The following is a 12,683-nucleotide window of genomic DNA, read 5'->3' on the forward strand; positions in this document are numbered from 1 at the left end:
CTCACTTTTCTTTTTTCTTGTACATGGCGAGCATACGCTGGGTAACCAGAAAGCCGCCAAAGATGTTCACGCTTGCAAGGATGAGCGCGATGAAGCCGAAGCCGGTTGCCCAGCCCGAAAGCGAAAGACCGACTGCAAGAAGTGCACCGACCACGATCACCGATGAAATGGCATTGGTGACAGCCATGAGCGGCGTATGCAGCGCAGGTGTCACCGACCAGACGACGTAATAGCCGACGAAAATCGACAGAACGAAAATCGCAAGGCGGAAGACAAACGGATCAACCACACCACCGGATGCGGCATGAGCGGCAGCAGCCGCTGCATCACCTAAGCCGCCTGCATTTTCAGCGGCTTGCCTTACGGCATCCGCCGCCTGATTGAGGCTCTCAAGAGCTTTTTCGAGTGCTGTATCGGACATTATGCCTCTCCTCCATCAGCGGAAGTTTTTGCAGCTTTTGCCGGTGTTTTTCGGGTTGCTTTGGCAACAGGTTTTTGAGCCTCGCCTTCGGCAACAGCGGCTTTTGTCTTCGATGCCGCTTTCGGCTTCTCGACTACAGCCACGGGTGCAGGTTCCACTTCAGCCTTAGCAAAAGCCGGATGCACAACCTTGCCGTCATGGGTCAGAAGTGTTGCCTTCACCAGCTCTTCTTCAGGATCAAACCGGAAAAGCTTTGTTTCCTTATCGACCAGCGTTTCAAGGAACGCATAAAGATTGCGCGCATAAAGCTGCGAGGCAGTGGCTGCAATCCGGCCCGGCACATTGAGATGGCCGACGATCTTCACGCCGTTAACCTCGGCAACCTGACCGGCAACAGCACCTTCAACATTGCCGCCGCGTTCCACTGCCAGATCAACCAGCACTGATCCGGGACGCATGGCCGCAACCATTTCCTTCGTCACAAGACGCGGAGCCGGACGGCCCGGAATAAGTGCGGTCGTAATGACAATATCCTGCTTGGCAATATGATCAGCAACGAGTGCCGCCTGCTTCGCCTGATATTCCTTCGACATTTCCTTGGCATAACCGCCCGAGGTTTCCGCCGCCTTGAACTCTTCATCCTCGACAGCGATGAACTTCGCGCCAAGCGAGGCCACCTGCTCTTTTGCCGCAGGCCGAACGTCGGTCGCCGTTACAACCGCACCCAGGCGACGCGCGGTCGCAATCGCCTGAAGTCCGGCGACGCCTGCCCCCATGACGAAGACGCGCGCCGCTGGAACAGTGCCAGCTGCCGTCATCATCATCGGCATTGCACGATCATAAGTTTCAGACGCATCAATCACTGCCTGATATCCTGCAAGATTGGCCTGCGATGACAACACATCCATCACCTGTGCGCGGGTAATGCGCGGCATGAATTCCATCGTAAAAGCGGAAATCCCGGCCTTGCCCAGCGCTGCAACGGCATCTTCATGTCCGTAAGGATCAAGCATCGCGAAAAGGGCTGCGCCCGACCTATACCCTTTGAGTTCCGCATCGTTCGGACGGCGCACTTTCAGGATGACGTCTGCCGCTTTGGCGTCAGCCGCAGTGCCTATACGCGCGCCAGCGCTCACAAAATCGGTATCGATGATACGCGATTTTTCTCCTGCGCCTTTTTCCACCACGACATCAAATCCAAGCGCGATGAATTTCTTCACCGTCTCGGCAGATGCCGCAACGCGGGGCTCAACGGGATCACTCTCTTTCGGAATGAATATAGTCTGGGCCAACTGGTTTCCCTTTCGTGGCTTGAGACGCACCGATCTAATTGGCATCGGATCGACGCTACACGTGTTAATTTTTTCGCGTACTTTTCCAAAAACAGCTTCACACTTTTCGGGATACGCTCTGATCCGACCTCACAGCCGGGCACAATGCGGGCGTCCCGGAAGAAGCCCTCAAAACTTGAAACAGACGACATGCATAAAGCCCCGGTAAAGCGCGTTTTGCACCCATACCAAGGCATTCGATCAAATCGTGCGGATGATTGCTGGTTTAAATCCTTAAAGCAGGAACCAGGCAGCGGCGCAGATCAGAACAAACAGAACGGTCGCGGAGAAGAACCCTCCCGCGAAAAAACCGAACGCCATGGAAGCCAGGAGTGCGACAACCGCTACTGTGCCCCATTTAAACATGCCCATGAAACCAGCATAGGTTTTATCATGCTCGGTATAATCCATTGGCGCGCCAAGTTCGGCCGGGGCCGTGTTGTGATGTTCTGCCATTTTTAGTTCCACCCATTGAGATATTTTGTCGAAGTTTAGACAGAATATCCGCAATCTTCAATGCACGACATCACAGTCAAAGGCCATTTAGAGCAACGGCTTCTTCGGTGGATGTCGTCATCCCTCGTTCCGCATCAAGCGGCTCCGCGATCCAGATAACGTTTATTTTGGAAAATTGCCAGAATTAATTCTTTAAAGAAATTTTCAAAATAAATTTAATAATAAAATGAAATCATCATACATAAACTGGAGATGATCACCTTATCAGACACCCAGCCCAGTATATTTTGCTGTCGGCATAATCGTTAGCGGTCCCACACCATTGGCAATGCTACCAAACATGGCACGGCGTTCGTGCGGCTGCGATTTGAAAAAAGGAAAGCGCACCGCAACGGCATCGCGGATATTGCGAATGGGTGCCGCGCCTAGACCGACCTTGATGCCATACCCTTCATGCTCACGGGCTTCAGCCATAACGGTCGTACCAAAAATACGCTTATAAAACGCCATGTGCTCTGGCTTTACCGATGCAAGACATTGATCCGCATCAAAATATTCAGAAGCCATCGCAGCGATGCGCAACGTCACATAGGGGATTGCCGGATATTCACTCAGCAATTCTGGATCCGCCGCAAAGCGTGTTGGATCGACGAAACTCATCCCGCTATTGAGTAGTGGATCAAGAATATCAGGAAAAAGCGCATAACTCGTGCCCCGACGATGATCTGGCGTGATGTGATGAATACGCAGCGTGCTCACAAGCTGCCCATCAATATGAATGCCAAACACGAAGGCGTGGCTATCGCGGTCGATATCATCGACAATCGACGGCACAGCCGCTTCATGCATTACATTCGCAGTTCGATAGGAACGATAGCGAAGCCGCCCAATCTCCTCGAGATCTTCCGCGTGAACAATGCGTCGATATTCCACTCGATCCAGAAACTGCAATAGCTGCCGCGCGAAATTAGATAGTGGCGGTTGCCCACCGGAGACAGCTTCATTACTCATTCAAATTGCATCCGCACCCCGTCAAATCACTGCGCAGAATAAGGTGCTTTATAAGCGTGTAAAGGTGAAAGATTGAGTTTTTAGCACTTGTCGATGACATAAACTCCCATTGGTTCTGTCTAGCCTTCAATCTCGCATAATCGGCAGTTGTATAAATAAGAAATGGCCGCAAAAGCGGCCATTTTGGAGAGCAATTCGAACTATTCCAGCTCATTAGCCAGCGACTGAAACATGTGGATTGTTTCATCCTTGATCGCAGCGCCATCCACGTTGTAATTTGCATAGGCTGAGGTTTTCACAATTACCACACGCTCGACCGGATTGACGTAGATGAACTGTCCATAAATACCCACGCCCACGAAATCGCCCTGTGGCTCAGCCGGTATCCACCACTGATACCCATAACCATAGGAAACTTTTCCACCGGACATAGGACGACCGGGCATCAAATGGGGAGCATCCGGGGTGACTGAATCATGCACCCACCGAGTCGGCACGATTTGCTCGCCGCGATAATTCCGCCCCTCGTTCATATAAACCAAGCCGAAACGCGCAAAATCACGAAGGACAGCATTCAAGCCACCGGCAGCAACAACTTCACCCGTTGAATCAGTCAGCCAATAGGCATCTGCTTCCGCTCCGAGTTTCGACCACAGTCTATCTTGGAAATATTTTTGAATCGGAACGCCTGTGGCACCTTCCAGAACCATTGCCAGAACCTGCGTATCCGCAGATACGTACTGATTGACAGTGCCTTGCGGACGTTCACTCTTTAAATGTGCTGTGAATTCAAAGACAGAACCCGTCAATATTTGGATAATGTAATGAACGATATCCGAATTGAGATCTCCGTAATCTTCATTGAACCCAATGCCAGATGACATTTGAAGTACATTTTTGACCGTAACGCCCTTATAACCACCCTCCGCTAACATCGGCGAATAATCGTCGACTGGTTTATTGAGGTCAATCAAACCATCTCGTACCGCATTCCCAATCAGAAACGATACGAATGATTTAGAGAGTGACATCGCTATAGACTGAGTTTGATCCGTATTCCCACGCGCATACTGCTCGTGAACGATCGCACCATCTTTTAAAACGATAAAGCCAGTCGTGTCGGTTCGTCGAAGCAAGTCGTCAATCTTACGTGTCTCGCCCTTATATTCATAAGTTTCAGGCAGTGTTTTCTCTGCCCTTGGCAGGACACCCACATCAGACGAATGTGGTACGCGAACCGAAGAATATTTCTTATAAAGACTTCGGAAATTTTGATCGATCACACTCGGCTCAAACGTTTGGGCATATTGATAAACGGCCCAATATTCGTGAATCTTTTTCCAGAAAAAAGCCGCCGAGATACCCATCAAAATAAGAATAAAAATTAGAGAATAAATTATTCTGCGCAAATATTTATTCATGTCCTCCCCACATGTCTAAAATTCACAAAACGTCTCTCAAAAAATTTCTAAGAGAATTGGATGATATGATCTCATGTTATGCAGAGTTGAAAATCACTATAAAGTGCGGGCTACTTGAGTTATCAATGCCTAAATTAAAGGCCATGTATCGTCTCTATCGATTAGGCAATTGAGTGCCCGACATCGTGAATCAAGGTAGCCTTGGCAGAAGACGTTTTGATTTGGTCACCAGGCATAGGCTTGCCTAAGAGATAGCCCTGAACAAGATCAGCACCGGCCGCCACGCGCACAAGAGCCAATTGCTCTTCAGTCTCAACACCTTCAACTGTAACGGCCAAACCAAGCTCGTGCGATAACTGAGTAACGCCACGAAGCAGCATCAGCGACCGCCGATCTGTCGTAATATCCTGTACGAATGATCGGTCAATCTTTACCTTGGTGAGAGGCAAGCTGTTAAGATAGCTCAAGCTTGAATAGCCAGTACCAAAATCATCCAGAGCAATATTAATTCCGGCATTTTTCAGTCGCTGCAATACAAGCGAAGTTTGGTTACGATCAGCAATGATCGCGCTTTCGGTCACTTCGACCTCAAGCTGCCGCGCCGGAAGACCTGATTTTTGTAACGCATTCGCGATATCGCGCGCTATGTCACTGTTTTTCAAATCGATCGCCGACAAATTTACTGAAACACCGATGCGATCACCCCAAGACATACAGTCGAGACATGCCTGGTTCAGCATGAAACGAGTGATGTTCGTGATGATACCAATCTCTTCAGCAAGCGGGATAAACTCCACCGGAGAGATTGGACCGAGCTCCGAATGTTCCCAACGTGCAAGCGCTTCATAAGCGACAATGCGCAACGATTGTGCACTTACTATTGGTTGGTAGACGACCTTGATCTCGCGGTTTTCAATGGCAAGACGAAGATCGGCCTTCAGTTTCTGCCGTCCACGATACTTCGTATCCATCGCGCCAACGAACTGCGCCCAATGCGTACCTTCAGAGCCTTTTGCTTCATAAAGCGCAAGGTCAGCATTCATGTGCATGCTGGCAACGTCGCATTTTTCGATGCTTTCCGTGGCAACCCCGGCACTGATTTCAATGTGAATTTGATCACCATTCAAATCATAAACACCATTTACGACGGAAAAAACGTGTTCCATCACGGGCGCGACGTCATCGTCTCCCTTCAAATTGAATGCGAACACCACAAATTCATCACCACCGAAACGAGATGCAACGAAACGTTCCGGATCAAGAGAATTCAACCGGTCTGCAAAAAGACGCAGAAACATGTCGCCAACGTGGTGACCAAGCGTATCGTTGACGTGTTTGAAGTGATTGATGTCTATAACAATCAACGCAGCGAGAGAGTCTTGGGGATGATGCGCCCGCACGGAGCGCACCATCGTCTCAAAGTAATTTCTGTTCGGGAGTGCCGTAAGACCATCAAAACGCGCCATATGTTGAATACGCGCTTCAGACTCAACACGCTGCGTCACGTCTTCAAACATCAAAACAACGCCAGCATTCGACGTCTGGTTGCCAACGCATTCAATGTAACGATCATCGGATAATTGTAAAATATCGCGCGACTTCCGACCCGAAATAAGATCCTGCATCCGTGTTCTTATGCTGTTCAAATCATTATGCGGAAACAAGCCCTGTTTCGCACAATAGCGCAGTAAAACTTCCAGCCTGCGCCCCCTAAGTTTCGTATGCTCAGCGATTTTCAGAAGCTCTTTCGTCTTATGATTTATCACCGCTATGCGCTGTTGCGCATCAAACATCAGCAAGCCTTGCGGCATGTTATTGAGAGCAGCATCAAAACGCGTTGCGACAACCGAAAGGCGCCGCTTTCCCATAACCGCCGCAAAAAGAAACTCGCGCAGTCCGTTGGCCATCTGGATATTAGAAAGGAAATACGGAATTAACAGCAAGCCAATCACGACGTGAAAGGGTGTCCCCGCAAGAATAAGTCCAGCCAACACCGGAATAAGGGTGCATGCGGACATCAACATAACGGCTTTTGCAGACGCATAATTTCGTCCAACGATCGAAACGACTGACGCAAGCAGGATCGTCAAACTTGCCAGCTCGGCAAATGAATCGCGCAATACATAGCTTGAGAAGAAACAAAGCATTCCAAGCGTAGCGCAAACCAATGAAGCGCCGACCAAATATCGTGCTTCCCATTTGTCTAAATCAGCGTGAGATAAATTACCAAGTTTAGCCTGGTCAAATTTATGCATGTCGTAGAGACGACCAAGAGCAACAATCGTGAAAAAACCGGCAAAGCCCAAAAAGCGCCAGTCAGCGGTTTTTACATATATGACGACGCATGCCACCACATGGGCAAGCAAACCAAACCATAATGTCGTCCGATTGCCGTAAAGCGAACGCAAAAACGACAGTCGTACATCAACAGGCATCTCTGGTTGAAGGCTATGCCACATCTTTTTGATTGTACCCCTTTCAGAGGGGAATATGCCACTAATCACTTAAAAATACGTTTCGCCAAACTAAACCACAAGCTGTTATTGAAACAATCAAAAGATGTATTTTGCTTTTAAAGACTTTGATAAATATCGACAAGGTAAAATTGAGAATACAACCTTGACGTTTACTTTCGGAAATTTCTGAGTACAATCAAATTCTGATAGAATAAAAAGTAAAAATGCTCCATTTCATATAGATCAGGAAAATCCTCCGATATTAGGCCGAAAAGCGGATATAGCCGCTATTTCTAGTATGCTTTTCGACATAATGATCGAGAAATATAAAATTACCGCAGCCGCTGCCATTATCAGAAACGAGCTAACCGTTTTTTAATTCACAAACAAAGACCACCAGCGATTGTAAGCGCAGAGCCTGTTTTGTACGCTGGTATACGAAGCAAACAGAAGCACGTCACCATCAATGAGCTTTGTTGCTCCAAACTGCTTCATCGGATGAAAGCTTTTTTAAGTGAAGCGCCACCGGACCACCAAGATATTGCACGTTGATTCGTGTCGGGAACCACCCGGCGCGATAATATTCACACGAAGACCACAGGATGCAAACTTAAGCACCAATTCACGCGTCATTTTGCTGACACGGGCCTTCGACATGGCATCGGCAGCAGCGCTTTTTTGCGCTCGCTCCGCAAGAATGCTCGTCGTGTTAAAGATCACTCCCCCAGCTGCCACGGCTAATCATAGGTTTTGCAACATCCTGCGACGAAGAAAAATTGATTATCGGTCATTTGCCCTCCCCAAAACGCCAATCTAAGCAGTTGATTTGGAGCAGCATAAACTTTGCGTGCAAAGGGGCGTCAGCAAAAACCCACCACAACAACACTATATTTTACATGCAGATTGCGCCGCGATCACCGACGTATTAACTAATTCAACATCAGAAGCCTCCGCTGGAATCCTCTCGACTATGTCAAAAAATCCTCGCCCGCTCATCGCCGTCCCCACCGATGTTAAGCCTTTTGAAAACTACGTCTGGCACTCGGCTCCTGAACAGTATCTGGCCGCAGCAATTGATGTTGCAGAAGTCACACCGCTTCTCGTTCCAAGCTTTGGCGACAAGATCGATATTGACGCAATCCTTGATGGCGTGGATGGCCTGCTGGTGACGGGAGCAAAATCAAACGTCAATCCAGAGCTTTATGGCGTAGAGCAAAGTGCGGCTTTCGAGCCATATGACAATGCGCGTGATGCGACATCGCTCCCACTCATCCGAGCGGCAGTCGACAAGGGCGTCCCCGTGCTAGCAATTTGCCGTGGCATTCAGGAGCTAAATGTTGCGCTGGGCGGCACGCTGGCCACAGAAATTCAGGAACTGGCAGGTCGGATGGACCATCGCGCGCCGGAATCAGACAGCCAAGCCGAACGCTTTGCCATTCAGCACCCGATCAAGATCGCGCCAAACTCCTGTCTTGCAGGGATTCTCAAGTCCGACAGCGTGAAGGTCAACTCCGTTCACCGTCAGGCAATCGACAAGCTTGCGCCAGTCTTAGCAGTTGAAGCGACAGCAGACGACGGCACAATTGAAGCTGTCTCTGTCAAGAATGCAAAGGGATTTGTCGTTGGCGTTCAGTGGCACCCGGAATATTGGGTCCAAACGGATGCGCCATCACGCAAGATTTTTGAAGCTTTCGGGGACGCTGTGCGTGCGCACAAGGCGCAGCGCACAGAATAGAACTATATCAGGCCTTCTTCAGGTTCGCGGTTTCCGGCACGGGCGTCAGTGCTTCGCCCTTGTCGAACCATGAAATCAGATTGTCGATCACGAGATCGGCCATGCCCTGACGGGTCTGTTCCGATGCCGAGCCAATATGTGGTAGCAAAACTGTATTTGGCGCATCAAGAAGCGCCTGCGGCACATTCGGTTCATTGGCGAAAACATCAAGACCAGCAGCGGCAATCGTGCCGTTCTTCAACGCCTCTGCAAGTGCCGCTTCATCCACGACTGAACCGCGGCCAATATTGATTAAAACGCCTTCAGAACCGAGTGCGCTTAAAACTTCCGCATTAACTGCTTTTTCTGTTTCCGCACCACCGGGCGCCACAAGAATAAGCGTATCGACCGCCTTCGCCAGTTCAAGCAGACTTGGATAATAGGTATAGCTTACATCATCAGCCTTGCGGCGATTGTGATAGGAAATCGGCAAGCCAAACGCTTCAATGCGATGGGCAACGGCTTTACCAATACGGCCAAGGCCGAAAATACCGACCTTACGGCCCCGCAACGACAGTTTTGAGAGCGGATAGCGGCCCTGCTTGACCCACTCGCCAGAACGCAGAAACGCCTGTGATTTAGACAATTCGCGAACCGTATCGATCAGCAGACCAATGGTCGTATCGGCCACTTCGTCGGTCAGAACGTCCGGTGTATTTGTGACCATGACGCTTTTGGTGGCCGCATGTTTTGCATCCACCGCATCATAACCAACGCCGAAATTGCCAATGATTTCAAGGTTTGGCAGCGCATCAATCAGACCCGCATTCACGATCGACATGCTCGCAATGCCTTTAACATCCTCAGCCCAGCTTGCTTCAACCAGCGCCGCATCTCCCTTGGGAATGCGCTTGACCTTGAACTCGCCCGACAGCCGCTGCACGGCATATTCGTTGAAATTACCGAGCACCAGAATGGTCGCTTCACGTTGGGTCATGCCAGCTTCCTTATGTTCATGCAAAAATAAAGCGAGCCAGGCAAATGGCTCGCTTATTGAAGAGAAATTCAAAGATTTTTCGGCTTGGATGTAGATTGTCGAATATGTAGTTCCGGCTTGATCAGTTCCTGATCATGCGAAACCTCTACGCCATTTAATTGATCAAGCAGCGCGCGAGCCGCACGGCGACCCACCTCGCGCTGACCGTTCCAAACGGTTGTCAGCGCAGGCGTCGCAATCGCTGCTTCTTCCAGATCGTCATAACCTGTCACGGAAATATCTTCGCCCGGCACAAGTCCAGCGCGCGCAATACCATTCATCAGACCAATGGCAGAAAGGTCATTCCAGCAGACCGCTGCCGTTGGTTTGTCTTTCAGAGCCAGAAACTGAGGAGCAACTTCAAACCCCGCCTGCTTGGTACGCGGGCCGGCAATGCGCCATTCCGGCTTTACTTCCAGCCCAGCCTTCTGCATGGCCTGCAAATAGCCCTGATAACGATCGCGACCTGTCGAGGTCTGGTCAGTACCACCGATCATCGCAATGCGCGTATGACCAAGCGAAATCAGGTGATTGGTGGCAAGGCCAATACCATAAGCATCGTCGCCACGGAAAACCGGCGCATGAACGCCATCCACATCACGTGCAATCAACACAACCGGCAAGCCATTATCTTCGGCCAGCTGAATGTCTTCTGGCGGCGTACCAATGGCTGGCGACATAATCACGCCGTCGGCACCGAGCTGCAGCAGCGTGTCCATAAACGTGCGTTGCTTTTCGAGCTGATCATAATGGTTGGACAGAATGAAAGTCTGGCGCGACCGATCCAGTTCCGTTTCAATGGAACGCAAAATTTCAGCAAAGAACGGGTTCATGATGTCATGCACCACGACACCGACAATACCGGAACGTGACGTGCGCAGACTGGCAGCACGCCGGTTATAAATATAACCAATGGCGCGGGCGTGCTCTTTAATTTTCTCACGGGTTTGGTCCGCGACAAGCGGGCTGTCGCGCAATGCCAGCGAAACGGTAGCAGTCGAAACACCAAGCGCATCTGCGATGGTCGATAGCTTGATTTTCTGAGCCAAGTCGCCTCCCCGAAATGATCTTGCATCAATCACAACGGGAATCGCTTCAGATCATTTCAAAGAGAGAAGCGGCAATCCCATTTCAATTGGTTATGCCATTGCAATCATTGAATTGAAAGTTTTTTCAGCGCGGCGTTATGGCCTTACACTCATTCCACATCGTCATCATCAACAACTTCCTTGTCCAACTCGTCGGACAAGCGCATAGCACCCCGTTCATTGAGGTTGTTCTCCATGCGGCCAAGCATCTTGAGGAAAGCCTTGCGCTCTTTCTTATCGAGGCCTTTGAGCATGTCCTTTTCGGTCTTCTTAATCGACTTCTCAATGATCTTGATGGCTTCGATGCCCTGCGGTGTCAAATAGACATGCGACTGACGCTGATCGGTGTCAGACGCCCGCTTGACAACAAAACCCTGACTTTGCAGTCGCGTGATGGTTTTTGTGATAGTTGGCGGACGCACACCGAGACGTTGCGCTAAAACACCAGGCGGCAAACCATCTTCGGATGCCAGTTGCAGCATCACTGCATCCTGTCCGGCATAAAGCCCCAATTCGAGAAGACGTGTGGCAAGCACTGTCCGTGTGAGCCTTGCTACCGATTGCATCCGGTAGAGCATCACTGCCTTGTTGTCCTTGCTCATCGCCACCTCACCCTTGGTCAACCGACTAATAAAGTGCAATTTATAGTAAGATATTGTCTGACATATGAAGCCGCAAGCACCAGCAACATGTTAAGGTAAATATTGCAGCTGCAAAGTAACTTTGCCGCAGCAAATAAATTTTCGCGGCTAACATTGCACGTCTTTAGCACATGCGAAACGCAAATGTCGGAATCTGACCAATGGTTGCTGTTTTAATCGATCAACATTAGGCTCATGCCCGATAGTTTAAGAATATTCAGCTTGGAGAAAAACATGACCGACCTGCGCGACCAGAACAGCGACATGATTGTCGTCCTGCCACTTGGCGCTCACGAACAGCATGGTCCTCACCTGCCCTTTGAAACAGATACGATTATCGTTGAAGGCATTGTTGCGCGTATCAACGAAGCACTGCCGTCTAATCTCAATGTCAATTTCCTGCCCGCACAGCCAGTCGGCTATTCCATCGAACATATGGATGTGGAAGGCACGCAAAGCCTCGCCTTTTCGGAAGCGGTCAATCAATGGATCGGTATGGGCGAAAACCTCCATGCAGGCGGCATTCGCAAGCTTGTGATGCTCAATGCGCATGGTGGCAATTCACCACTCATGACAATCGTTGCAACCGAACTGCGCACCCGCCTCGATATGCTGGCGGTGGCGACAAGCTGGACGCGTTTCGGGCTGCCTGAAGGAATGATCACACCAGAAGACAAAGCGCTCGATATTCATGGCGGCTTCATTGAAACATCGGTGATGCTGGCATTACGGCCCGATCTGGTCGATATGTCAAAGGCTCAAAACTTCCCAAGCAAACAATCCGACTTCGCAAAAGAGTTCAAACATTTGCGCGCCTATGGCCCGCATGCTTTCGGTTGGAAAATGCACGATCTCAACGCGCAAGGCGTTGCGGGCAACGCCAGCGCTGCAACTGCCGAAGCGGGCGAGAAAATCCTCGCCCACGCTGTTGCGGGCTTCCTCGAACTTTTGCAGGATGTGGATCAATTTGACCTTGCCCGCTTTACGCCGGACGTGTTGGCAAGAACGTGATTGGAGCGGGTGTTATAATATAGCATTGCATATAGCATTACCGGATACCTTCCCTTATATGAAATACCCGATCTGAAGCCTGACTGGTGCGCATCTG

The 12,683-nt window shown here is 50.0% G+C and carries 12 protein-coding genes; 2 read left to right on the forward strand and 10 right to left on the reverse strand.

Annotation, left to right across the window (positions count from 1 at the left end; translation table 11 throughout):
• Position 1: 1 nt before the first annotated feature.
• From RI570_RS03600 to RI570_RS21630, 7 genes are all read right to left on the reverse strand, one after another.
• Positions 2-421, reverse strand: a complete 420-nt coding sequence (locus tag RI570_RS03600; RefSeq protein WP_094540189.1) for an NAD(P) transhydrogenase subunit alpha — start codon at positions 419-421, stop codon at positions 2-4.
• Positions 421-1,713, reverse strand: a complete 1,293-nt coding sequence (locus RI570_RS03605; RefSeq protein WP_313827018.1) for a Re/Si-specific NAD(P)(+) transhydrogenase subunit alpha — start codon at positions 1,711-1,713, stop codon at positions 421-423. The genes RI570_RS03600 and RI570_RS03605 overlap by 1 nt, the downstream gene beginning before the upstream one ends.
• Before the next feature lie 273 nt (positions 1,714-1,986).
• On the reverse strand, positions 1,987-2,208 hold the full coding sequence (locus RI570_RS03610) for an aa3-type cytochrome c oxidase subunit IV (RefSeq protein ID WP_250038640.1): 222 nt from the start codon (positions 2,206-2,208) through the stop codon (positions 1,987-1,989).
• Positions 2,209-2,472: 264 nt separating this feature from the next.
• Complete coding sequence (locus tag RI570_RS03615; RefSeq protein ID WP_313827019.1) at positions 2,473-3,219, reverse strand: N-acyl amino acid synthase FeeM domain-containing protein; 747 nt, start codon at positions 3,217-3,219, stop codon at positions 2,473-2,475.
• Between the two features lie 200 nt (positions 3,220-3,419).
• Positions 3,420-4,586: a serine hydrolase gene (locus RI570_RS03620; RefSeq protein WP_313828538.1), complete on the reverse strand. Its 1,167-nt coding sequence runs from the start codon at positions 4,584-4,586 to the stop codon at positions 3,420-3,422.
• 215 nt (positions 4,587-4,801) lie between these two features.
• Entirely contained in the window at positions 4,802-7,099 is a 2,298-nt protein-coding gene (locus RI570_RS03625; protein WP_313827020.1) for an EAL domain-containing protein, read from the reverse strand.
• 507 nt (positions 7,100-7,606) lie between these two features.
• Positions 7,607-7,831: an SDR family oxidoreductase gene (locus RI570_RS21630; protein WP_409558614.1), complete on the reverse strand. Its 225-nt coding sequence runs from the start codon at positions 7,829-7,831 to the stop codon at positions 7,607-7,609.
• A gap of 235 nt (positions 7,832-8,066) precedes the next feature.
• On the opposite strand from RI570_RS21630, the gene RI570_RS03630 reads away from it, so the two are divergent.
• Entirely contained in the window at positions 8,067-8,831 is a 765-nt protein-coding gene (locus RI570_RS03630; RefSeq protein WP_313827021.1) for a gamma-glutamyl-gamma-aminobutyrate hydrolase family protein, read from the forward strand.
• A gap of 7 nt (positions 8,832-8,838) precedes the next feature.
• Here RI570_RS03630 and RI570_RS03635 read toward each other — a convergent pair whose 3' ends face one another.
• From RI570_RS03635 to RI570_RS03645, 3 genes are all read right to left on the reverse strand, one after another.
• Positions 8,839-9,807, reverse strand: a complete 969-nt coding sequence (locus tag RI570_RS03635) for a 2-hydroxyacid dehydrogenase (RefSeq protein ID WP_313827022.1) — start codon at positions 9,805-9,807, stop codon at positions 8,839-8,841.
• Between the two features lie 68 nt (positions 9,808-9,875).
• Entirely contained in the window at positions 9,876-10,895 is a 1,020-nt protein-coding gene (locus RI570_RS03640) for a LacI family DNA-binding transcriptional regulator (RefSeq protein WP_250038635.1), read from the reverse strand.
• Positions 10,896-11,044: 149 nt separating this feature from the next.
• A complete protein-coding gene (locus RI570_RS03645) occupies positions 11,045-11,536 on the reverse strand; it encodes a MarR family transcriptional regulator (protein WP_313827023.1) in 492 nt (163 codons plus the stop codon).
• Positions 11,537-11,809: 273 nt separating this feature from the next.
• Here RI570_RS03645 and RI570_RS03650 point away from each other — a divergent pair, with 273 nt between their 5' ends.
• Complete coding sequence (locus RI570_RS03650) at positions 11,810-12,586, forward strand: creatininase family protein (RefSeq protein ID WP_313827024.1); 777 nt, start codon at positions 11,810-11,812, stop codon at positions 12,584-12,586.
• Positions 12,587-12,683 lie beyond the last annotated feature (97 nt).

Origin of the sequence: Brucella pseudogrignonensis (assembly GCF_032190615.1) — a bacterium.
Lineage (GTDB): Bacteria > Pseudomonadota > Alphaproteobacteria > Rhizobiales > Rhizobiaceae > Brucella > Brucella pseudogrignonensis_B.